The following is a 21,994-nucleotide window of genomic DNA, read 5'->3' on the forward strand; positions in this document are numbered from 1 at the left end:
GACAAACGAGAAGATTTAACATATTTGATTGGGAAAACTCATTAATTGGCAATCACACATGTCCTCTTTGCCCGAAAACCTGCCAAATCTTGATCTTGATCTGGCGCGGACCTTTGTCGCGATTTGTGAGACCGGCAACTTTTCGCGCGCGGCAGAACGGGTCAATCGCAGTGCCTCTGCCATCAGTCTTCAGGTCAAGAAGCTTGAGGAAATTGTCGGATGCAGCCTGTTTGAACGCGAAACCCGCCGGGTACGACTGACCCCGGATGGCGAGGTTTTATTGGGTTTTGCACGACGTCTTCTGCAGCTCAATGATGAGGTCATGTCACGCTTCCGCACCCCGGATTTTGCAGGAAAAGTGCAGCTTGGCGTGCCCAATGATAACGGGATCATCGCCATTCCCGAAATCATGCGCCGTTTTGCCATCAGCCACCCGCATGTCGAGGTCGATGTCTTTCTTGGTCCGACCGCAAGGCTGCGCCAGCGCATTGCCGACGGCACCACCGATATCGCCGTTTTCAGCTATGACCCCGAACTTGATCCGCAACCGCCAATCCATAGTGAACCGCTTGTCTGGCTTGGTGCTCGCAACGGAATGGCGATTGAAAAACGCCCGCTTCCGGTCGCACTGGCCGAACCGGGATGTTATTGGCGGGCGATGGCATTGCGGGCGCTTGACGAAGCGGGGATCAATTACCGCGTTGCCTATACCAGCGAGTTTTGTCAGGCCCAGATTGCCGCAACCGAGGCTGACCTTGCGATCTGTCCGGTCCCGATCAGCGTGATTTCCGATCGCCTGATCCATCTCGATGCCCGCCACGGCCTGCCCAAGCTTGGCGAATACCGCATAACCCTGGCCAAGCGCCCCGGTACCGGCCCGGCAGAGGATGCCCTGGCGGAGCATGTCGTGAGCAGTTTTAAAATGGCGGCGGAGCGCGGCATGCGGCTTTTTGCCTGAGCATTTTGATAGCCAGCGTTGATGTCCGAATCTGGCCAGCCAGCAACGCCAGCACGCTTTAACATCCATTCCGTCACCACCACATTTCAGACGGATCATGGATATGAGCACGGATACATGGATTGCCCTTTACCCGGAACATGAGCGCAACCGCACACTGGCAAAACGCATTCCGGCAGGCCCGATAGCACCCCGGCCAGAACCGGGAAAAATCAGCCAGAGCAATGACCCATCCCCGCGCATGGATGGGCGGAGCTGGTTGATGCTGATTGTGCTTTCGGTGCTGTGGGGCGGGTCGTTTTTCTTTACCGAAATCGCGCTTGTCGATTTGCCGCCCTTTACCCTTGTTCTGGGGCGGGTGGCGATTGCCGCGATGATCCTGTGGTGGGTGGTTCTGTTACGCCATATCGTGATCCCGCATGACCCGAAAATATGGCTGGGTTTTCTTGTCATGGGGGCGCTTAACAATCTGATCCCCTTTTGCCTTATCGTCTGGGGACAGACCCATATTGCAAGCAGTCTGGCGGCAATCCTGAATGCGACGACGCCGCTTTTCACCCTGATCATTGCGCATCTGGCGACCGATAATGAAAGGCTGTCTCGGCGCAAAGTGATTGGTGTTCTGACCGGTTTTATCGGCGTTATCATCGTCATAGGGCTGCCCGATGCCATGGAAGCCAGCATAAACAATGTGACAAACGTCGCCGCACTCGCGCCATTTGCGGTGCTTCTGGCCGCGGTCTCCTATGGGTGTGCGGGCGTGTTTGGCCGACGCTTCAAAAACAGCCCGCCGATCCTCACGGCCGCAGGCCAAACCAGTGCATCAAGCCTGATGCTGATCCCGCTTTGTATCCTTATCGATACACCCTGGAACCTGCCGTTTCCAAAAACCGAAACCATCCTTGCCGTGCTCGGCATCGCGGCATTTAGCACGGCGCTGGCCTATATCCTGTATTTCCAGCTTCTGAACCGTGCGGGGGCCAGCAACCTTCTGCTCGTCACCTTCCTGATCCCGGTCAGCGCGATTTTGTTGGGTGTTATGTTCCTAGGCGAAACGCTGGCACTGCGCCAGATTGGCGGGATGGTGGTGATCGGATTGGGGCTTGCCGTGATTGATGGGCGTTTATTCTTTTCCCGGAAAGGGGATTAGTCCCCTTTCATCAGTTCCAGTAACCTTGTGACCGCATATTCGTAATAGTCCTTGTTCACGTGAATATCGGTCACATTGTCGCTTCCGGCGAACTCGTTCCTGGTAAAGCCGGTTTCGTTGCAAAGGTCTGGCCAGGGATGGAGAATGAATTTGGTCCTGCCCAGATTATGCACAAGCATTTTAAACGCCTCTATGTATGCCCGTTTGTGCACATTGTAATAACCGCCATCGACAAAGTGATCCCCTAACCGGAAGCGTGCCGTTTGTTCGGGCATGTCAGGCGATACGATCCAGAAAATCCGCTTATAGGCTGTCATCTTTTCCAGCTGTCTTCCGAACGCGATATTGGGCGTGATTTTTTGCACATACATCTGAACCAGTTCAGGTGTGACACCGTTCAAGCACGGCAGGGCTGGTGTAATATCACTGCCGCTGGCACCTTCGATTTGGGGCTTCATGTCGCCGTGGGCACGGATGATGTTATCCCCAAACAGGCCTATCCCGACCAGAACCAGGTCCCCCGGATTTTGAACAAAGAAATCTTTGAAGTTGGAATGTTCTTCCTTGAAGATAAACGTTCTGAAGCGATGAACATTTATTTCGCGTGCCGGATTGTTGGCGAGAAAACGGACCGGAGCTATGGCGAAGTTCCGGGCTTCGTCATATTCCTCGATCTTCTTGCTGGAATTGACCATATGGCTGTCACCAAACGCAACAACCATATCCTCGCCATTCTTGCCAAACCTTGCATTGACGTCACGCTTGCTGGCAAAGCCTTCCAGCAATTCATCCTCGCAATCGGCATCCATTGATTTCGCAACAGTTGCTGTTGCGGGCGCGGGCGCTGTTGCTTTCTCCGGCGCAGCAGAACCTGCCGACTGACTTTTCGCAACACCATCGGGGAAATAGCTCGCCATGAAATGGTTCATGACGGTTTCGACCGCATCGGATTTTACGGATCGGAAATTGTCTTCAAAAAAGCTGCTTTTAGCGGCCGGATTATTGATGATCTCGAACGACGGGAAATAGTCGGCAAACGCGTTTTCCGATGCAAAATCCCCGGCAACAGCACGCAATACCGCCTTGGAATAGGTTGTGGATTGCAGGATGTGCCGTTCTTCATAGGTCGCGGTCAAAGGCACCGGGGATACCGTCAGGATCAGCCTGAAATCACGCCCCCCGCGCATTTCCCGTATTGCCGTGCAAAACTGTTCAAGGTCGGCACGTATTTCGGGATAGGCGAAGTTTACAAAGCTGTATTTTTGCGGATCGTAATCCCCGCCCGCAACGCCGGGCGCAACCGGAAGAACCGTGCCACAGGCATTCACCTGCCACGCCTCGGTCAGACCAAGCGTGAAAACAAGAATATCAAGATCGGTAAATGCCTTCTCGACCGCCTTGAGATGGGTTTTGCGCAATTCACCAATCGCGTCACCGCTTGCCACCGGTGACGCAAACACATTGGGACGCAGCGGATCGACAAAACCGTTTCCCGATTGCCAGGCCGTGTCAGAGCAGCCGCGCTTTCCGGCGATTTCCGACGTCAGTTGCAGGGCCTGCCTGACGGTATAGATATTGCCGTAATTGGCAGAGAAATTACGCGATTTGATATTGTCATCCGTGTCAAAGAACGGAACATTCAGATCACGTTCGCGCAGCCATGTTGCAATATGCTGGGCAAAGCAGCTGCCCATCGTCACAACCGTATCGTCCGGCGCAATTCCCCATTTCGGCGCATGAATATCGGCAACATTGCGCGGGTCCGAAAGCGCAACCCCGTATCGCCAGAAACGTTCCTGTTTCAAATCTTCATAAGGGTTGGCCAATGTCATTTCCCGCTGCAAAAGCTATGTAAACCGGTATTCGGAACAGTCTTTATCGGACGGCCGGTAAAATCAAATCCTTTAATCTCACCCCTTTCTGGCCCACATAATTTTTACCGAAAAAGTTCTTGATTTGCTCTTTTATTTATGGCATAAGAGAAAAGTCAACGGGAGAAATGCACCCGGACCGAAACCCGCAAGGCCTTGTGCCTCGCGGGTTTTTGCGTTTGGGGGCGGATGAAAGAGGTGATCGGGATGCAGCGGCAAAGACGCAGAGCGGGTGGCGGGGCGACCCGCAGGATGTTGATTGGCGGATGGCGGATCCATTACGGCGGCGTCCTGCCCGAGGATTAAGAGGGCTAACCCGGTCATTTGTCATGACGGGAGAGGTGCGTCTTTTTGGCAAGGGAGCGTTAAATTCGCCGGGAGCGGCGGCAATGGCAGCATGGGCAGCGGCGAGCAACAGCGACTTGGGGCCCGCCGACGGTGGACCAGTCGGGGCCGTGCGCCCGAAGTCCGTCTGCGGGCCAAACTGGCGAAGGCCCGAAATGTGTCCGGGCTTCACCGGTTGCCGGAAGTGTCGCCAAGGCCGGAAGGATGGCCATGGCAGCAGCAAGCCATGGCCCGTCGAAGATATCGACGGGGCTGACAAGTGCGAGGACCGTGTGCCCGAAAACCGTTTGTTGGTGAGTTTGGCGCAAGCCCGAGGTTTGTCTGAACGCCGGAGTGGCAGGTTGTTGTCGTGGCCGGAAGGTGAGCAACGTGGACCGAGAGCCCGATGGTGCTCCGTCGGTGGGGTTGGTGAAGGCCTGAGGTTTGTCTGAACGCCGGGGTGGCAGGTTGCCGCCACCGCCCGAAAGTGGGCGACGTAGCCGAGAACCCGATAGCCGTCGGTCGGCGAGGTTGGCAATGGCCCTTGGTCTGTTCGGGCGTCGGTGGTTGCGGCACGTCGGGTTTGGGGCCGGTTTTGGGCGGCGTGGTGCGCCCTGCCCCTTCGGGGTCGCTGGCCGATCTGCGGATGGTGACCCTGCCGACGAATGGGCGCATCGAAAATGATCAGCACGAAGCCAGCCTGTGCAGGCCGTCGAACCGATGATGCAGGAAGCAGGCAATCCCGGCCGGGCGGCTTTCTGGTGCTGTGCGGCAACCTCCTGCCACCCGACGCTCATCACAAGCCAGTTTCAACACCGTCTTTGCCGATGAAAATAAATGTTACCGACAAAGGGGCGACAAATGAAATTCAAATCAGATGACTATGCACATAGTTTTGACATCTCACCAGAAGGTGCAGGTCTGGAAGGAATATATGATGGCGACAGCACGCAGAAATCATCGCTAGAGTTCTCCTATACCCTGCCAACAAGCGACGGTGAATTCAGCAAAGTTCCCAGCGGATGGATTGCACAGGATGGCTATATGACAACCAACCCCAAACAACAGGGACTTGGTTATATGATGTCATTTGCCGGTGCGACCATGGCCGCGCAAGGCGGTATCGAAAATGTGTTTGTGTCTTCCGGCAGTGTGGACGGCGGAGGACAGGCCGTTATTGCCGCACTGGGTGGTGCAAAATACGACCTTTCCGTCACCATGCAGGACGGCAAGACTGAAATCTTTGGCGGTTATGCGATCCCGGTTGCCAGCATGCTGGAAAAGTCCACAGCAGGCTGGAAGGCAAAGGGCTGGGTGATCACGGACGACACGCTTTAATCGACCAATCCCAGATATTTCAGCCCCGGGCAGCTCAAGCTGACCGGGGCGACAACATCCTTACTGGGCGAAATAACAATCCTGATCGATATCGGCGAGCAATCCGGCCTCTGTCGGGGACCACCCCAGTTGTCGGCGCGTGATGTCGCTTGCCGCCGGGCAATCGAGTTTGGCAAAATGGGTGAACCAGCCGAAATGATCGGCGGCGGCGGCGGGGGTTTTGGATACGGTTGGCACACCCAGCCGTTTGCCGATCACCCCGGCAATCTCGCGAAAGGCAATGCCGGTTTCGGCAACCGGGTGATAGACGGCACCCGGCATGGCGACCTCGACCGCGCGAACATAGGCGCGTGCGGCGTCAAAGCGATGCACCGCGGGCCAGGCATTCTTGCCATCGCCGATATAGGCCGAAACGCCGGTCTGACGGGCGATGCCAATCAGGATCGGCACAAAGCCATGATCGCCCTTTCCATGCACCGAGGGCGGCAGGCGCATGAGCGAAACGTTAAGCCCCTGCGCCACAAGCTCGGCGACGGCGCGTTCGGTCGCGACACGGGGCATGGCGTTCGGACCGAAATCGGGCACATCCTGCTCCGTCACCTGCATCCCACCAGCCAGAAGCCCGAGGCCAGATGTCACGACAAGCGGCTTTTGCGTGCCCGCAATCGCATCGCCAAGGGCGGCAATGACCTCCGCATCCTCGGCACAGCTTTGGGCGTAGCGCGAAAAGTCGTGATTGAACGCCGTATGGATGATCCCATCAGCCTCCAGCGCCCCGGCGCGCAGGCTTTGGCGATCGTCAAGATCACCGCGATGCACCGCCGCCCCGGCCGCCAGAAGCGCACCCGCCGACGCATCAGACCGCGCCAGCCCCAAAACCTCATGCCCGGCCGCGATCAGTTCGCGCACGACCGCCGATCCAACAAAGCCACTCGCCCCGGTTACAAAAATACGCAATTCCGTTCTCCACTTCACATTGCACATGATCAATGGCCGGAACGATATGCGATGGCGTTTGGACGATCCATGCGCTATGATCCATATTACTTTTGCAATCGTCCAGAAGAAGGCGCCCCACCCCATGGATCCGCTTTCCGATATCCTGTCGCTGCTTAAGCCGCGCAATTACATGTCGGCCGGGTTTGATGCCGCCGGTCCCTGGGCGATCCGCTTTGCCGATCAGGCCAATACCATCAAATGCGGCACCATCGTTTCCGGGCAATGCTATGTCAGCGTCGAAGACCTTGCGGGTCCGGTGCTGTTGACGGCGGGAAGTTCCTTTGTCCTGCCGCGCGGGCGGACCTTCTTTCTGGCAAGCGATCCCGATTGCCCGCCGGTTGATGCGCCGCTGGTCTTTGCCAAGGCCCAAAGCGGCGGGATCGTTCAGCATAATGGCGGCGGCGAATGCTTTATCGTCAGCAGCCGCTTTGCCCTTTCGGGGCCGCATGCCGACATGCTGCTGGCTTCCCTGCCGCCGATTGTGCGGATTGAAAATGATCAGGATGAGTCGAGCCTGCGCTGGTCGGTCGAACGGATGATGCAGGAATTAAGCAACCCCCAGCCGGGCGGTTTTCTGGTGCTGCAACATCTGGCGCATACGGTGCTGGTGCAGGCCCTTCGGCTGCATTTGGCAAATGCGCACACCACTGGCCCAAGTGATCGGACCGGGCAAACCATCCCAACCGCGCCCAACGGCCCCGACATCCCCGACTGGTTCGCGGCGCTATCGGATAAACAGATCGCAACCGCGATTGCCTGCATCCATGGGGACCCCGCACATCCCTGGACGCTTAAGGAACTGGCCCGCCATGCGGGCATGTCACGCTCGGCCTTTGCCGCCCGGTTCCGTGATGTTGTTGCCGTGCCGCCGATGGCCTATCTGACCCGCTGGCGGATGCTGCTTGCGGGGGATCGCCTGACCCATTCGGGACTGCCGATTTCGGAAATTGCCCTGTCGGTGGGATATGAGTCTGAAAGTGCGTTCAGCACGGCGTTCAAACGGGTGATGGGGTGTGCGCCGAGGCGATATTCGAACATATCAGCCACTATTGAGGATCAATCTTTATAGACTTCCCTATAGTCAATAAAGGTATTTTGTCTAGCTTGTTCATCGACTTTGTCAGAGTATTTATCCCATAAGTCATTCAGCTCTTTAATGCCACTTTTGTCAGCCCACGGCGTATTAAAAAATTCAAAAATATCAAATTGGGGAGTCGGGAACGTTCCAAAATGTGCAATTTGCAGAATTTCGTTTCCGAGAGCATTTGCTACTCGGATAAGGATTTCGTGACAGTCTCCAATCTCATTGATTGCGAAATATTGAGGCTCTTCATCAGAAGATGACCTTGAAAATTCATCGGCAGCATGAGCAATGAGTTTATTTGTACTTTCCCTTAATTTTACAAGAACGTCAGAACTCATCAGGTTCTTCAGCTCGCTGAAAACATCAGCACTTATCAAATCTGTGCGACAACGGTTTGCTGCCTCTACGCCAGACATTTGATCAAATAAAATATGTTCAGCACGGGCAGTTTCCCATGCATCTGGCCCAGTTGTGCTAACCCAAGTCGCCATTCCGTCTGAATGCCGTAACTGCTCATAATATTTATCACGCACAGGCTCCCAGTCGTAAGGGAGACCTTCAAATGCGAGATAATTTTCACGTGTGATCAGTACTCGATTTTTTTCGACATCTTCCAGAAGACGTTGAAGACTAATCACTTGATGCTTTGGAGTGCGAGCGCCTCTTTCTATCTGGCGACGAACAGCAGTTGCCTGAAAGGAGACATAAGACTGATCAATAAATTCAGCCAAAAATCGATTTTGAGACAAGAAATATTTTTGAAAATTTACTCGCCTAAATTCATTTACAATCCGAAACACAGCATGATTCCAGATCATTGAATGTAGATGAGGAATAATAGCGTGCGTATCATCGCCCGAAAGCCATTCGGACCATTCATCAACTTTAGAACGGAATTTTATGTGTGTTTCCGTGTCTGAAACATCGGTTTCTTCAATTGGAAACATAAATTTCGATGACGACATAACCACCCCGAAGAAACTCTCAACAAATAACATCTATTCGTACTTTTAGATGGCTGGAAGATGCGTTGGCTTTGTTGGGGCGGAGGATTTCGGTGGTGGTGAAGGCGGCTTAGTGGTGGGTGATGTTTAGAGAAATAAATCAGTCCCCTTTTTTACAAAATTTTGGATAGGATCAATCAGCACAACCAATAATAGCAAATAAATTCTCGACACCCATGTCAATAAGCAGCAAATTATATAAGATAGCGGTTTGATCGGAAGTTACTTCGAATGGTAAAATCTAGCACATCAACAGCAAGCTTGCACGAACTGGTAAGAGGCCAACTTCCTGATGGTTCAGTTATTGTCAGAGAAGTCGACCATCCTTACCTGATTCTAACTCCCGACATGTTAGTTGGGAATTCAGGCGATTTGGTTGCAATATTTTTCATCAGAGCAAGCGAAGCTAGAGATAAGTCCAATCTACTGGCCCGACTGTCAGCCTGCCGCCTTGGTTTACCCAATCATACTAGGTGCTTACTTCTCGTAGAGGATTCACTCGAGAATAGTTTACATGGCTCTGAACACCACTTCCATGAAGTACTAAGTGAAAAAGATCACAAATCGATTATTCATTTCCTAAAAGATAAAAATGCGCGCGGAAGAGTAAAAGAAATCCCAACAGGTATTCGACGCCAAACCCACAACGCATATGGAGTATCTCTCTCCTACTTTAAAATACAAGAAAAAGAGTCAAAAATAATAAATGAAGAAAAAACAAATAAACAAGATTATCTGGAAACAATAGAAAAAATAAAAACAAAAATAGAAACAAAAAATATTTATAAAAAAACAAAAAAAATACGACAAGAAAATTATAGAGGATTTCCAATACACCTCATAAGCCCCAACATAACCAGCAATGCTATGTTAACCATATACAATTTATGCAATAAATATTTCAAACATCACTTCACCCTTGATACAGGGATCCCGTACCCAAGTGAACGGATGCAACCACAATTTTTCGTTGTTGATCAATTTCCGCTAACAGTCACCGACCCATTTAAACCTATTCGATGCGCTGCATTCTCGAACTGGTGCACAGTTGACGCTAATAACTTAGCCCAACTTGACCAGTTCGTGGAGCGTTTCTCAACAGCATTTTTCAAGAGGGTAAAATGAGTTTTGGTGTCAATCGTGTCGACACAATACGAGCCCTTATAGAGGGGTCTGTTATATCCAATTCGCAAACATATCAGAAAATCGCAAGCGAGTGGGATGAGGTAAAGACCGCATCATCAACCAAACCAAAACCGCGGGCCCGCCTACTCTGTGTTATTCATGCAACACGTGCTTTAGACGGAACCCTAAAGAACTTCGTTAAAGAGTCAGGCATTCAATGCTCAGGACATTCTATGGGCGCCTACCTTCATGCCCTTATGAATCATAACGTGCAAAACTTGAACCAACTTACAACAAGTCAAAGAACTTCATTCCAGAACAATATAGTATCACACCGCAATCGCTATATGCATGAACCCGGTGAATTTCCCGCCAGTGATCATGAAGTACGGACAATCATCTCAAACATCCATACATGCGTTACTGTCGTATTAGCCCTAAGATAAACAATTTGTGCAATACACTTACTCCCCCCATGTATTTCAAACGCTGGAGCAGCAGGAAATAGATGCGGGGGCGGGGCAAACCCTCTCCGAGGGTGCCAATTAAAAAACCCGCCAGGCTTTGCCTGACGGGTTTTTTAATTGGTAGCCGAGGAGGGACTTGAACCCCCGACACGCGGATTATGATTCCGCTGCTCTAACCAGCTGAGCTACTCGGCCACAGAGTATAGTATAGGGTATCTATTCTGCGGGTTCCGTAAGCGCCGGAACGGGGCGGTTTTTACGTCAGGGAACCGCCCCCGTCAAGCGCCTTTTTGACGTTTGACGGAAAAAAGATATCCACAAAACCGTTCGGTAACCCTTTCATAAACCCATCCATAAACTTGGGGGCGAACCCTTCCCGTCCCTATCCCCACCCGCAGCAGGAAGCGATTGTCAGTCAGGGGTGCCATAGGCCTGATAATAATGCTCTTTCCGGCGGGTCGCGTCGTAATCAAGATAAACCGCAAGCGCGATCATATAGATCGCCACCACCAGATGGAAGAACAGGGCAAAGGAGGTTTCAAGCCACGCATAGGTCGGGGGTACGGAAATGCCCGGCACCATTCGCACAACCGTCACCGCAAGATATCCCCAGCCGATCAGATGAGACAGACGGCGTTTCCAGCGGCGCGGCACAATCGCGTGCCGTGCGGCGCGAAAGGTGCTTATTCCCATAAACAGCAGAACGGCAATCTGCAGAAGCGAGGCATAGGCATAATCGAGCCCACCATCCTGCCAGAGATGTGCCACTGGCAGCCAGGGCACAGGGTCGGTGCGTTGCACATACTGTCCCGCAACCCGAAAAACGTACAGGCCGGTCAGCAAGGCCATAAATGAAATATAACACCACCGGATCATGTCCACCCCCGTCAGACATTCCGTGGCCCACCTGCATGCGCAAAGCACGTCGCATATTTTTATGATCGGGGTTCCCCGAATATTGTTGCGCACATCATAGCACAGTCGGGAACGCGAAAGAATCTTAATTACCGCAACGCAAAAGAAAAGGCCGGGATGGATCAGAACCGTCATTCCGGGCGACGCGGCGCGCAGGCCCGGAATCCATATCCCATTGGAATAGAATGGATTCCCGCTTTCGCGGGAATGACGATCTGATTGAAAATGCGTCGTCGGCAGCCTGAAGATCAGGCCGCCGTCGGGGCATGAGCCGCCAGAAGTTCCTGACGGGTGATCCAGCCGCCGCCCATCACCCGGTCGCCGACATAGAAAACGCCCGCCTGCCCCGGTGCGATGCCAAACTGCGGGTCGTGCAGTTCGATGCGGGCAGCGCCCGGCCCTTCGGGGTAGATGGTGGCCGGGGCCGGTGCCATGGCGGAACGCAGTTTGACTTCGACCTCGACCCCGTTCGGATCAATCGCGTCGCCATCAAGCCAGTTCAGTTCCTTGACATAGACCATCTGGATCGCAAGCGCCGATTTCGGGCCGACCACGACCTGCCGGGTTTCGGGCAGGAGTTTGACGACATAAAGCGGTTCGGCCGTGCCGCCGATGTTAAGACCGCGCCGCTGGCCGATGGTGTAATGGATCAGGCCGCGATGATCGCCCAGCAAATTGCCATCCAGATCAACGATCTGGCCCGGTTCACCGGCTTCGGGGCGGAGCTTTTCGACCAGACGGGCATATTTGCCATCCGGGACAAAGCAGATGTCCTGACTGTCGGGCTTGTCGGCCACTTCAAGGCCGAATTTGGCGGCAAGCGCACGGGTTTCGGCCTTGCTCATCAGATGGCCCAGCGGGAAGCGCAGGAAATCGAGCTGTTCCTGCGTCGTGGTGAACAGAAAATAGCTTTGATCACGATTGGGATCGGCCGCACGGTGCAGTTCGGCATGGCCGTTGGCACCGAGTTTGCGCTGCACGTAATGGCCCGTCGCCATGCAATCGGCGCCAAGGTCATGTGCGGTTTCCAGCAGATCGCGGAATTTGACCGTCTGATTGCATTTCACGCACGGGATCGGGGTTTCGCCGCGCATATAGCTGTCGGCAAAATCATCGATCACTTCTTCGCGGAAGCGTGATTCGTAATCGAGCACGTAATAGGGAATGTCGATATCCTCGGCCACCTTGCGCGCATCATAGATATCGCGCCCGGCACAGCAGGATTTGGCGCGTGACGGCGCATTGGCCCCCATATCGTAAAGCTGAAGGGTAATGCCGACCACGTCATAGCCTTCGGATTTCAGAAGGGCCGCAACGGCGGAGCTATCGACCCCGCCCGACATGGCAACAACCACGCGGGTATCTTTCGGGGCTTTGTCAAAGCCAAGAGAGTTCATTTTTCCCACCCATCCGCGGGTCAAGGCCGCGGCGACAAGAAGTTGATGTAAAATAGCGGCAGACCGAGACCAGTATCGGCGTCCGGTCGATGATCCCTGCCCCGCGTCATTCCCGCGAAGGCGGGAATCCAGCCCTATCCGGTATGCCGCGACGTGCGGCAAGATGGATTCCGGGTCTGCGCTTCGCTTCGCCCGGAATGACGGGAAGAGCAAAGCGGGTAGAGATCAACAAACCGGGCGGTTTTAACCAGCCCAGAAAGCATGTTCGCACTCATATAAGGCATCTGCGCCTATTTTGCCAGATCAAGCCCCATCTGCCAGAAATCGGCTTCAAGGCGGCTTGCCCTGGCGAAGATTGCCGTGAGGCCCGCGATCCGTGCATCCCCCCCGCGGGTTTGCGCGGTATGTTCCAGAAGATCGATTTCGGCCTTTGCCACGTCCTGGAATTCGGTCGAGGCATACATCTCGATCCAGGCGCGGTACGGATTTCCGTCGAGCCTTGTATCAGAACTTGCCATCAGGCGGTTTGCGATTTCGGCATAGCCAACCATACAGGGCATCAGGGCGACCTGAAGATCAACCACATCGCCACGCCCGCCGCAATCGAGCACATAGCGGGTATAGGTGATGCAGGCGCGGGATTCCGGTTCGGCCACGATATCGGCCTCCGTCAGGCCCCAGCCTTTGCAGAAGTCGAGATGAAGGCTCATTTCCATATCAAGGATCGCATGCACGGTGCCGGAAAACTGGCGCATGGCACGGAGATCATCGGCCTTATAGGTCGCAAGTGCATAGGCACGCGCAAACTGGATCAGGAACAGGTAATCCTGAATGAGGTAGTGCTTAAAGGCGGCCTCTGGCAGGGTTCCATTGCCAAGCTGTTTGACGAAGTCGTGGCAGACATAGCTTTGCCATGCATCGGGGGCGTTGGCGCGCAGTCGGCCAAACAGGCTTTGGGCCGGGATGATATCGGTGAAGGTATCGGTCATGGTTGTCAAAGCCCCTGCCCGTGGTGATGTCAAAATACGGATAAAACAAAGCCAGCCTGCGGAAGGATCCGGGCTGGCTTGTATCGATGCGGGTTCTGCTGTCTGGATTCCCGCTTTCGCGGGAATGACGTGTTAGCAGGTCCTAATCGTCGCGTTCATCGATCCATGCCATCTGGATGGCTTCGAGGATCTTCTCGTTCGATTTCGCGGGATCGTCGTCAAAGCCGTCAAGTTCACAGATCCATTTATGCAGATCGGTGTAACGCAGATTGACGTTATCCTTGTCGGGATGGGCTTCTTCAAGCTCGATCGCGATATCCTGAATATCTGTCCAGCGCATGGGTGTCCCCCTTTTGGCTTGGGCGGAAATTTCTGTGTTACTTGTCGACCATCATGTTGCGCGTGGCAGACGGCAGCATGACGCGAAGCCCGTCGAGCTCGTCGCTCATGATGATCTGGCAGCCAAGGCGCGAGGTCTCGGTCAGGCCGAATGCGAGGTCGAGCATGTCTTCCTCGTCTTCGCTTGGCTCGTCGAGCTTGTCAAACCAGCTATCGTCAACAACGACATGGCAGGTCGAGCAAGCGAGTGATCCTTCGCAGGCACCTTCAAGGTCGATGCCATTCTTGTGGGCAGCTTCCAGAACGGACAGACCGTCGGCAACGTCAAATTCCTTTTCGGTGCCATCGGGTTCAACAAAAACGATCTTAGGCATCTGTGCCTTTCTCCTCGGTAATACTTTTTCGTTCGATCTCTGGTCCGACCTGACCTTGGCGGTTGCACGGGACAATCGCCGCAGTTGGCCGGTTTGTCAATTATGTCTGGCCCCTAATTCACCTGATCGACATTGCGACCGGCAAGGGCCTGACGGATACGGGCGTCCATACGGGCCTCGGCAAAGGGACGCGATGCGTCTTCCAGGGCCTCGGCCTGTTCGTTGATAAGGTCGCGATCCTCGCCCGACATGGCGGCTTCGAGTTTGGCAATCGCGCCTGCGATATTGTCTTCGTCCTCCGGCGTCAGAAGGGCGCGGTCGGCATTCATTGCGGCCTGTACGGCAAGCACATTGCGCCGTGCCTCGACCCGGGCCTCGGTCAGGAGGCGCATTTCCATATCCTCGCGGGCATGAACCATGCTTTCGCGCAGCATGTTGGCCATATCAAGCTCGTTAATGCCATAGGTCGGCTTGACGGCGACTTCCTGTTCGGTGCCGGTGGTTTCTTCACGTGCCGATACGGTCAGAAGGCCGTCGGCATCGACATTAAACGTCACCTTGATGCGTGCAGCACCAGCCGCCATTGACGGAATGCCGGTCAGGGCGAAGCGCGCAAGCGAGCGGCACTGATCAACCATTTCGCGTTCGCCCTGCACCACATGGATCATCATGGCCGACTGACCATCCTGATAGGTGGTGAATTCCTGTGCCTTGGCGACCGGGATCGGGGTGTTACGGTCAATGACCTTTTCGACAATCCCGCCCATGGTTTCAAGACCCAGCGACAGCGGCGTGACATCAAGCAGAAGGTTGTCGGAGCCGCCCGTCAGGGCCTCTGCCTGAAGGGCAGCGCCAAGGGCGACGACTTCGTCCGGGTCGATATCGGAAAGCGGGTCCTGTTCAAACAGATCGGCAACCGCACGACGCACGGCAGGCACACGGGTGGAGCCACCGACCAGCACGACACCCTTGACGTCATCGGCCAGAATATCGGCGTCATCAAGGACCTGTTCGGTGATCGCAATCGTGCGCGATACCAGTTTGGCGATCATCGCATCAAACGCGGCACGGGTAACCGTGTGGGTGGTTTCCGCGCCACCGAGCGAAACGGTGATTTCGGTGCTATCGGCATCGGTCAGGGCTTCCTTGACCTTGCGCGCGGTTTTAAGCAGGCGTTTGGCATCCGACGCATCCAGATCATCGGTGGTGCCGCCGCTTTTACGTTCGGCCAGCAGATGTTCGGCAATGGCGTGATCGAAATCATCACCGCCAAGGGCGGCATCGCCGCCGGTTGCCTTCACCTGGAAGACGCCTGTCTGCATTTTAAGCAGGGAAATATCGAACGTGCCGCCGCCAAGATCGTAAACGGCATAAAGGCCTTCGGCGCCGTTATCGAGGCCATAGGCAAGGGCGGCCGCGGTTGGCTCGTTCACCAGACGCAGGACTTCGATCCCGGCGAGACGGGCGGCATCCTTGGTCGCGGTGCGCGCGCCATCATCGAAATAGGCCGGAACGGTGATGACCGCCTTTTCGACCGGCTTGCCAAGGCTTTCCTCGGCACGTGCACGCAATGCACGCAGGATATCGGCGGAAACTTCCACCGGGGTCAGGACGCGGTCGCCGACATTCAGCCGCACCATCATCGGTTCGCCCGATTTTGCGGCGTCCTCAGACGGGACTTCGACATGATAGGGCAGCGTGCCGGCAATCGATTTGACATCGGCAATGCCACGCCCCATCAGGCGTTTGACCGACGATACGACGCGATCGGCATTATCGTTGATCTGATCACGGGCGGCCTCGCCCACCACGGGATCAGCCCCCGCGCCATAATAGACGACGGAGGGCACGATGGCATTTCCACCGGATGTATCGCGAAGCACTTCGGGTTTTTCATCGTTCGAGATCGCGACGACGGAGTTCGTCGTGCCCAGATCGATACCAACCGCAAGCTGGCGTTCATCTTCGTGGGGCAGCGGCGTCTGGCCCGGTTCGTGGATCTTTAGCAAAGCCATGAATTCTATCCGTTCTTTTTAAATGATCAGGCGGCGGCAAGACGCGATTTCTTCGCGCGCGCTTCCTCGGTCATTTTCATCAGGTATCTAAGCCGGGTTGTCAGTTTTTTGGCCCGGTCATATGCGTTCTGTTCAAGCGCCTCGGCGACGTCCTTTTCACACGCGCGGGCAGCCTTGCGGGTATCCTTGATCATGGTGTCGACCGCATTGCGATCATCGGCATCATGCAGGGCCTCGCGCATTTCCATGGCTTCCATCAGAAGCTCCGGATCGTTGACCGTGTGCCCCTCGCCGCCTTCGGGTTCGTGACCCGCCAGACGCATAAGGTATTCCGCACGCGCCACCGGATTTTTAAGGGTTTCGAACGCGCCGTTAAGGGTTGCGGCCTGCTGTGACGACAGGGCCTGTTCGCGGGCGGATTTCGATGCGAAGCGGTCGGGATGAAGCAACTGCTGCTGCTTGAGATACGTTGCCTCGATCGCATCAACATCGATCAGAAAGGTACGTTCCAGGCCAAAGCGTGTGAAATGGTCAAGCTGGCCGGGGGGCTGGATGGCATTGCAGGTATCGCAAAACAGGGCTGATGCCTCGACCGGGCCCTTGCAGGACCAGCAGACTTTATGCTGCGGCTGTTCTGCGGTGCGCGTTTCTGAGGTACCGGTGTTGCTCACGCTATGCACTTTCGAGATTTAAAAACAAACAACAAAACGAATAAAGACGGACGTCAGATGCCGGAAAATAAGGCCAAAAATAACGGCGACCGCCCTTTTGTCAGTCGATGGCCCCGACGATATCGGTCGATATCACCGGGGCCATGACAGTCAGAAAGCAGGGAAAACCCGGCGGGCCGTCAGACGTGGAAGGATTTCCCCGCAGCCGCAACGCCCCTTTTCATTGGGGTTACGGAATACGAAACCTTCTTCCATCTTGTTGACCTCGTAATCCATCTCGGTGCCAAGCACGAACATGATGGCTTTTGGGTCAATCAGAAGCTTCACGCCATCCTCCAGCTCGACGACTTCTTCGAAGCCCGATGCATCATCTGCATATTCAAGCGTGTAGGACAGACCCGAGCACCCTTTGCTGCGCACGCCAAGGCGGATGCCTTCGGACGGTTTGCCGCGGCTATCAAGCAACGCCTTGATATGAACAAGCGCCTCCGGGGTGACACTGATCGGGGACGGTAATGCCATAGTCTTCTCCTGAATTCCCGAAAACGAGGGGGTCGTGAAGCTGCTTATTCAGCAGCTTCGACTTCGCCCTGACCGTTTTTGGTTTTGTAGTCGGCGATCGCTGCCTTGATGGCATCTTCTGCCAGGATCGAGCAGTGAATCTTGACCGGCGGCAAAGCCAGTTCTTCGGCAATCTGCGAGTTCTTGATCGAACCGGCTTCGTCAAGCGACTTGCCCTTGACCCATTCGGTGATCAGCGAGCTTGACGCAATGGCCGAACCGCAACCGAACGTCTTGAACTTTGCATCTTCGATGATCCCGTCTGCGGTCACCTTGATCTGCAGTTTCATGACGTCGCCACAGGCCGGTGCACCGACCAGACCGGTACCGACAGACGTTTCGTTCTTGTCCATCGAACCGACATTGCGCGGGTTTTCGTAATGGTCGATCAGCTTTTCACTATAAGCCATGGTAAAAGTCCTCCTAAAAGTCCTGTTTCTCTCTCACGAGAAGGAATAGTTCGTTACGCTTAGTGTTCAGCCCACTCGATCGACTTGATGTCGATGCCTTCCTGGGCCATTTCCCAAAGCGGGCTCATTTCACGCAGGCGTTCGACAGCGACACAGATCGAGTTCAATCGCCTGATCAAGCTCTTCGCGGGTGGTATAGCGACCGATGCCGATACGAAGCGAGGTATGGGCGAGTTCTTCGTCAACACCCAGCGCACGCAGAACGTATGACGGCTCAAGCGACGCCGAGGTACATGCCGAACCCGACGAGACCGCAATGTTCTTGATGTCCATCAGAAGGCTTTCGCCTTCGACATAGGCAAAGGAAACATTGAGGTTGCCGGCAACGCGCTGCGTTTCATCACCGTTCAGGTAGATGTCGGCAAGGCGGTCACGGAAACGCTTCATGGTGTAGTCACGCAGTTCCATGATGCGGGCATTTTCTTCGGCCATTTCGTTCATGGCGATGTCGCAGGCCTTGCCCAGACCAACGATCAGCGGGGTCGGCAGCGTACCGGAACGCATGCCGCGTTCCTGACCACCACCGGTGATCTGTGCGATGACGCGAACGCGCGGACGACGACGGACATAAAGCGCACCAATGCCTTTCGGGCCATAAATCTTGTGGCCGGAAATCGACATCAGGTCGATTTTCATCTCGTCAACGTCGAGCGGAATCTTGCCAACGGCCTGCGCACAATCGGTGTGGAAGAACACACCACGTTCGCGGCAGATTTCACCGATTTCCTTCAGCGGCTGGATCACGCCGATTTCGTTGTTGACCGCCATGACGGACACAATCGCGGTTTCGTCGGTGATCGCGGCTTTCAGCTGCTCAAGGTCGATCAGGCCGTTATCCTTGACGCCAAGATAGGTGACTTTGAAACCTTCCTGTTCAAGGTGACGGGCACTGTCGAGCACGCATTTATGCTCGGTCACGACCGTGATCAGGTGCGGCTTTTTCTTGCCGTAGAACTTCATCACGCCTTTGAGCGCAAGGTTGTTCGACTCAGTCGCACCCGAGGTGAAAATGATCTCTTTGGACGAGGCGCCAATGATCTTGGCGACCTGGTCACGTGCGACCTCGACCGCATCTTCCGCTTCCCAGCCAAAGCTGTGGTTGCGCGAATGCGGGTTGCCGAACTTCTCGGTGAAGTACGGCAGCATGGTTTCCACCACGCGCGGATCGGTCGGCGTCGTTGCCTGGTAATCCAGATAGATCGGCTTTGCTTTAAGCTCGTTCATAGTTAAGGCTTCCTCACTCACTCTTTGTCAGGCAGCGTGGCGCGCACTTTTCTTACGCACTGCATTGCCCCGCATCCGGCTCCAAACGCGGATAAATGTATCAATCTCGTCATTGGTGGTTTCCAGTCCCAGACTGACCCTTATGGCCGATCCGGCATCGGTAACCCCCATTTCCTTCAATACGTGGCTTTCACGTACCTTGCCTGATGAACAGGCTGATCCCGAACTGATCGCAATCCCTGCAAGATCCATGGCCATCACCTGGGTTTCCCCCGGCATGCCCGGCAGGATCAGGCAACTGGTATTGACCAGTCGATCCGTTCCTTTTCCGGCGATCAGAAGTTCGGGGGCTTCTGATGCCAAAACCGTTTCCAGACGATCACGCAGATCGCGGATGTCGTCCATTTTCGACCGGGTGGTTTCGCACCGTTCGGCCGCGGCACCAAAGCCTGCGATCCCGATGGTATTTTCCGTACCACCCCGTCGGTATTTTTCCTGCCCGCCGCCGCGGATTTGCGGCACCAGCATCACACCGGGCGCAATCGCCAAGGCACCGACACCTTTGGGGCCGCCGATCTTGTGGGCCGAAATCGACACCATATCGACCAGAAGCTGGCCCATATCGACCGGCATGCGGCCCAATGCCTGAACGGCATCGCAATGGACCTTTGCACCATATTCACGCGCCAGCAGGCCGACTTTAGCCACCGGCTGAATGACGCCGGTTTCATTGTTGGCCAGCATCACCGAAACCAGAACCTTTTGCCCGGCATCGGATGCGGCTTTCAGCATGATTTCAAGAGCGGCCAGATCAATGACGCCATTGGCATCAACCGGAATGCGTTTCGCATCAGACCGTGCCTCGATCACCGAGGGATGTTCGACCGCACTGGTAAATACGGTGACATCCTCAAGCCCGTTCAGGGCCAGATTGTTGGCCTCGGTACCGCCGCTTGTGAAAATCACGCGTTCGGCGTCACCACCAACCAGATCGGCGATCCGGCGACGGGCATGATCGACGATCTTGCGCGCTGCACGGCCGGATGCATGAACCGATGACGGGTTACCCGCGACTTCCATCGCCGCATGCATTGCCTGCCGTGCTTCGTGGCACAACGGCGCGCTTGCGTTGTAATCAAGGTAAACCGGGTTGGTCATCAGTTTAAAATCATCCTTATTCGCATTCTCTTATTCTGCCCTCGATATAGAGGACAAGTTACTGGGCTGCAACCTGGCTCGGCTCTTTGATTTTCGTGGTCCGCGGTTCAAACATCCGGGTCGATCCGGAAACACGGCGATCCACAACGTCGGCCAGACTGACAGAGGCCAGATAAAGATAAATCTGGTTGCCAAGTTCTTCCCACAATTCATGGGTCAGACACCGGCCCTGATTGGATTTGCAGCCCTTTGGCGATCCCGATTTGCACCGGGTTGCGCGGATCGGCTCGTCAACAGCGAGGATCACATCGGCAATCCGGGTATCCTCGGCGGTGCGGGCCAGCAGATAACCGCCACCCGGACCACGCACGGAACGGACAAGCCCGCCTTTGCGCAATTTGCCAAAAAGCTGTTCCAGATAGGACAGGGATATTTCCTGACGGTCCGCAATATCGGCAAGCGCGACCGGCCGGTCCCTGCTGCTATCAGCGAGATCGACCATCGCCATCACGGCATAGCGGCCTTTTGTACTCAGCTTCACGGTTCGTCCTCCTACCTGTCGATCAAGACCCGAACTGTCGGGAAATGATCACAAGCTCTGTATTTCCTTTATGGGCGATCAACATGTCGATTTGATGCCCCTGTCTGTACCCGCCCGATTTCAGGCGGGCCAAAATCATTCGGATGCCGCGACAATCCGCGGCTTTGCCGGTTTATCCGCACCGGCAGCAGCGCCTGCCTTGTCGGCTTCGAGGGCGGCAACCTGATTGCGCAGCGTCTGGACTTCGCGGCCCAGTTCTTCAAGAGCGCGGGCAACCGGATCGGGCAGGTCGCCCAGCGGCGTGCCATAGGCACAGAAACGATCATCTTTTTCCCGACGTACGATGCGGGCGGGGATACCGACCACGGTCGCACCTTCGGGGACTTCGGACAGCACGACGGCGTTGCCACCAACACGCGCATTCTTGCGAACAATGAACGGACCAAGGATCTGCGCGCCAGAACCGACAATCACACCATCTTCAAGCGTCGGGTGACGTTTCAGCCCACGCTGGCCGTCACTGTTCACACTTGGCGATGTCCCGCCAAGGGTTACCCCCTGATAAAGCGTCACATCATCGCCAATCTCGGCGGTTTCACCAATCACGACACCCATGCCGTGGTCGATGAAGAAACGTTTGCCGATGGTCGCACCGGGGTGAATTTCGATCCCGGTCAGCCAGCGCAAAATCTGCGACAGGAAGCGTGCGGTTAAACGAAAACCGCGCTTCCACAGCCAGTTTGTGCCACGATATCCCATGATTGCATGAAACGCCGGATAGCTGATCACGACTTCCCAGCGGGAACGCGCCGCAGGATCACGGGCGATCATCGCGTCTATTTCCTGACGAATTAGCTTGAACATCGGGCTGTCCACTGTGTAATTAGTAGCTTCGATTCCCGGCAGCCGACATCGTTGCCCGCTTGCGCGAACCGCGCAAAACGGACAGCAATGATGCCATCGGGTTAGCCGGAATATAGGATAACCGAGTAACCTGGTCAAGTATTTGCCCAAAGCAAT

Annotated in this window: 19 protein-coding genes, 1 tRNA gene and 2 pseudogenes; 5 read left to right on the plus strand and 17 right to left on the minus strand. The window is 55.1% G+C overall.

Going from position 1 to position 21,994, the window contains the following annotated elements; genetic code table 11:
- Nucleotides 1-58 precede the first annotated feature (58 nt).
- Together R1T41_RS20670 and R1T41_RS20675 are read left to right on the plus strand one after the other, a co-directional pair.
- Complete coding sequence (locus tag R1T41_RS20670) at nt 59-958, plus strand: LysR family transcriptional regulator (protein WP_317338953.1); 900 nt, start codon at nt 59-61, stop codon at nt 956-958.
- Nucleotides 959-1,061: 103 nt separating this feature from the next.
- Complete coding sequence (locus R1T41_RS20675; protein WP_317338955.1) at nt 1,062-2,108, plus strand: DMT family transporter; 1,047 nt, start codon at nt 1,062-1,064, stop codon at nt 2,106-2,108.
- Here the strand turns inward: R1T41_RS20675 and R1T41_RS20680 are convergent.
- Nucleotides 2,105-3,940 (minus strand): GSCFA domain-containing protein, encoded by a 1,836-nt coding sequence (locus R1T41_RS20680; RefSeq protein ID WP_317338957.1) that lies wholly within the window; start codon nt 3,938-3,940, stop codon nt 2,105-2,107. The two genes, R1T41_RS20675 and R1T41_RS20680, sit on opposite strands and share 4 nt — an antisense overlap.
- Nucleotides 3,941-5,164: 1,224 nt before the next feature.
- On the opposite strand from R1T41_RS20680, the gene R1T41_RS20685 reads away from it, so the two are divergent.
- The gene (locus R1T41_RS20685) at nt 5,165-5,641 is read left to right on the plus strand and encodes a hypothetical protein (RefSeq protein WP_317338960.1); all 477 of its coding nucleotides are present in this window, start codon (nt 5,165-5,167) and stop codon (nt 5,639-5,641) included.
- Between the two features lie 60 nt (nt 5,642-5,701).
- On the opposite strand, the gene R1T41_RS20690 is transcribed toward R1T41_RS20685, so the two are convergent.
- The gene (locus R1T41_RS20690; protein WP_317338962.1) at nt 5,702-6,598 is read right to left on the minus strand and encodes an SDR family oxidoreductase; all 897 of its coding nucleotides are present in this window, start codon (nt 6,596-6,598) and stop codon (nt 5,702-5,704) included.
- 124 nt (nt 6,599-6,722) lie between these two features.
- On the opposite strand from R1T41_RS20690, the gene R1T41_RS20695 reads away from it, so the two are divergent.
- On the plus strand, nt 6,723-7,709 hold the full coding sequence (locus tag R1T41_RS20695) for an AraC family transcriptional regulator (protein WP_317338963.1): 987 nt from the start codon (nt 6,723-6,725) through the stop codon (nt 7,707-7,709).
- On the opposite strand, the gene R1T41_RS20700 is transcribed toward R1T41_RS20695, so the two are convergent.
- Nucleotides 7,697-8,689, minus strand: a complete 993-nt coding sequence (locus R1T41_RS20700; protein WP_317338965.1) for a hypothetical protein — start codon at nt 8,687-8,689, stop codon at nt 7,697-7,699. The genes R1T41_RS20695 and R1T41_RS20700 overlap by 13 nt on opposite strands.
- A 270-nt stretch (nt 8,690-8,959) precedes the next feature.
- Here R1T41_RS20700 and R1T41_RS20705 point away from each other — a divergent pair, with 270 nt between their 5' ends.
- The gene (locus R1T41_RS20705; RefSeq protein WP_317338966.1) at nt 8,960-9,853 is read left to right on the plus strand and encodes a hypothetical protein; all 894 of its coding nucleotides are present in this window, start codon (nt 8,960-8,962) and stop codon (nt 9,851-9,853) included.
- Nucleotides 9,854-10,438: 585 nt separating this feature from the next.
- On the opposite strand, the gene R1T41_RS20710 is transcribed toward R1T41_RS20705, so the two are convergent.
- The 14 genes and pseudogenes from R1T41_RS20710 to cysE form a co-directional block, all read right to left on the minus strand.
- A tRNA-Met gene (locus tag R1T41_RS20710) sits at nt 10,439-10,515 on the minus strand.
- 216 nt (nt 10,516-10,731) lie between these two features.
- A complete protein-coding gene (locus tag R1T41_RS20715) occupies nt 10,732-11,121 on the minus strand; it encodes a hypothetical protein (protein ID WP_317338969.1) in 390 nt (129 codons plus the stop codon).
- 362 nt (nt 11,122-11,483) lie between these two features.
- Entirely contained in the window at nt 11,484-12,632 is a 1,149-nt protein-coding gene (mnmA, locus tag R1T41_RS20720) for a tRNA 2-thiouridine(34) synthase MnmA (protein ID WP_317338971.1), read from the minus strand.
- A gap of 290 nt (nt 12,633-12,922) precedes the next feature.
- Complete coding sequence (gene tenA, locus R1T41_RS20725) at nt 12,923-13,621, minus strand: thiaminase II (RefSeq protein WP_317338973.1); 699 nt, start codon at nt 13,619-13,621, stop codon at nt 12,923-12,925.
- Nucleotides 13,622-13,763: 142 nt separating this feature from the next.
- Nucleotides 13,764-13,961 carry a Fe-S cluster assembly protein IscX gene (iscX, locus tag R1T41_RS20730; protein WP_007091921.1) on the minus strand — a complete coding sequence of 66 codons (198 nt, stop codon included), beginning with the start codon at nt 13,959-13,961 and terminating at the stop codon, nt 13,764-13,766.
- Nucleotides 13,962-13,998: 37 nt separating this feature from the next.
- A complete protein-coding gene (locus R1T41_RS20735; protein ID WP_062952122.1) occupies nt 13,999-14,334 on the minus strand; it encodes a ferredoxin family 2Fe-2S iron-sulfur cluster binding protein in 336 nt (111 codons plus the stop codon).
- Nucleotides 14,335-14,447: 113 nt separating this feature from the next.
- Nucleotides 14,448-16,349: a Fe-S protein assembly chaperone HscA gene (gene hscA / locus R1T41_RS20740; protein WP_317338977.1), complete on the minus strand. Its 1,902-nt coding sequence runs from the start codon at nt 16,347-16,349 to the stop codon at nt 14,448-14,450.
- A gap of 26 nt (nt 16,350-16,375) precedes the next feature.
- Complete coding sequence (gene hscB, locus R1T41_RS20745; RefSeq protein WP_317338979.1) at nt 16,376-17,020, minus strand: Fe-S protein assembly co-chaperone HscB; 645 nt, start codon at nt 17,018-17,020, stop codon at nt 16,376-16,378.
- A gap of 179 nt (nt 17,021-17,199) precedes the next feature.
- Nucleotides 17,200-17,542, minus strand: a pseudogene (locus tag R1T41_RS20750) (HesB/IscA family protein).
- Between the two features lie 44 nt (nt 17,543-17,586).
- Nucleotides 17,587-17,991, minus strand: coding sequence for a Fe-S cluster assembly scaffold IscU (gene iscU / locus R1T41_RS20755; protein ID WP_007091926.1), 405 nt, complete (start codon nt 17,989-17,991; stop codon nt 17,587-17,589).
- A 59-nt stretch (nt 17,992-18,050) separates the two neighbouring features.
- Nucleotides 18,051-19,275 (minus strand): annotated as a pseudogene (locus tag R1T41_RS20760) (IscS subfamily cysteine desulfurase).
- Nucleotides 19,276-19,302: 27 nt separating this feature from the next.
- Nucleotides 19,303-20,433: a cysteine desulfurase family protein gene (locus R1T41_RS20765; RefSeq protein ID WP_317338987.1), complete on the minus strand. Its 1,131-nt coding sequence runs from the start codon at nt 20,431-20,433 to the stop codon at nt 19,303-19,305.
- 58 nt (nt 20,434-20,491) lie between these two features.
- Nucleotides 20,492-20,974, minus strand: coding sequence for an Rrf2 family transcriptional regulator (locus tag R1T41_RS20770; RefSeq protein ID WP_062952116.1), 483 nt, complete (start codon nt 20,972-20,974; stop codon nt 20,492-20,494).
- A gap of 135 nt (nt 20,975-21,109) precedes the next feature.
- Entirely contained in the window at nt 21,110-21,838 is a 729-nt protein-coding gene (cysE, locus tag R1T41_RS20775; RefSeq protein ID WP_082832728.1) for a serine O-acetyltransferase, read from the minus strand.
- Between the last annotated feature and the right edge of the window lie 156 nt (nt 21,839-21,994).

Origin of the sequence: Thalassospira lucentensis (assembly GCF_032921865.1) — a bacterium.
GTDB classification, from domain to species: domain Bacteria; phylum Pseudomonadota; class Alphaproteobacteria; order Rhodospirillales; family Thalassospiraceae; genus Thalassospira; species Thalassospira lucentensis_A.

Bases quoted from the DNA above. Each gene is read 5' to 3' on its own strand.
- R1T41_RS20670 (WP_317338953.1), top strand. From the start codon at position 59: ATGTCCTCTTTGCCCGAAAACCTGCCAAATCTTGATCTTGATCTGGCG.
- R1T41_RS20675 (WP_317338955.1), top strand. From the start codon at position 1,062: ATGAGCACGGATACATGGATTGCCCTTTACCCGGAACATGAGCGCAAC.
- R1T41_RS20680 (WP_317338957.1), bottom strand. From the start codon at position 3,940: ATGACATTGGCCAACCCTTATGAAGATTTGAAACAGGAACGTTTCTGG.
- R1T41_RS20685 (WP_317338960.1), top strand. From the start codon at position 5,165: ATGAAATTCAAATCAGATGACTATGCACATAGTTTTGACATCTCACCA.
- R1T41_RS20695 (WP_317338963.1), top strand. From the start codon at position 6,723: ATGGATCCGCTTTCCGATATCCTGTCGCTGCTTAAGCCGCGCAATTAC.
- R1T41_RS20700 (WP_317338965.1), bottom strand. From the start codon at position 8,689: ATGTCGTCATCGAAATTTATGTTTCCAATTGAAGAAACCGATGTTTCA.
- R1T41_RS20705 (WP_317338966.1), top strand. From the start codon at position 8,960: ATGGTAAAATCTAGCACATCAACAGCAAGCTTGCACGAACTGGTAAGA.
- mnmA (WP_317338971.1), bottom strand. From the start codon at position 12,632: ATGAACTCTCTTGGCTTTGACAAAGCCCCGAAAGATACCCGCGTGGTT.
- tenA (WP_317338973.1), bottom strand. From the start codon at position 13,621: ATGACCGATACCTTCACCGATATCATCCCGGCCCAAAGCCTGTTTGGC.
- iscX (WP_007091921.1), bottom strand. From the start codon at position 13,961: ATGCGCTGGACAGATATTCAGGATATCGCGATCGAGCTTGAAGAAGCC.
- R1T41_RS20735 (WP_062952122.1), bottom strand. From the start codon at position 14,334: ATGCCTAAGATCGTTTTTGTTGAACCCGATGGCACCGAAAAGGAATTT.
- hscA (WP_317338977.1), bottom strand. From the start codon at position 16,349: ATGGCTTTGCTAAAGATCCACGAACCGGGCCAGACGCCGCTGCCCCAC.
- iscU (WP_007091926.1), bottom strand. From the start codon at position 17,991: ATGGCTTATAGTGAAAAGCTGATCGACCATTACGAAAACCCGCGCAAT.
- R1T41_RS20765 (WP_317338987.1), bottom strand. From the start codon at position 20,433: ATGACCAACCCGGTTTACCTTGATTACAACGCAAGCGCGCCGTTGTGC.
- cysE (WP_082832728.1), bottom strand. From the start codon at position 21,838: ATGTTCAAGCTAATTCGTCAGGAAATAGACGCGATGATCGCCCGTGAT.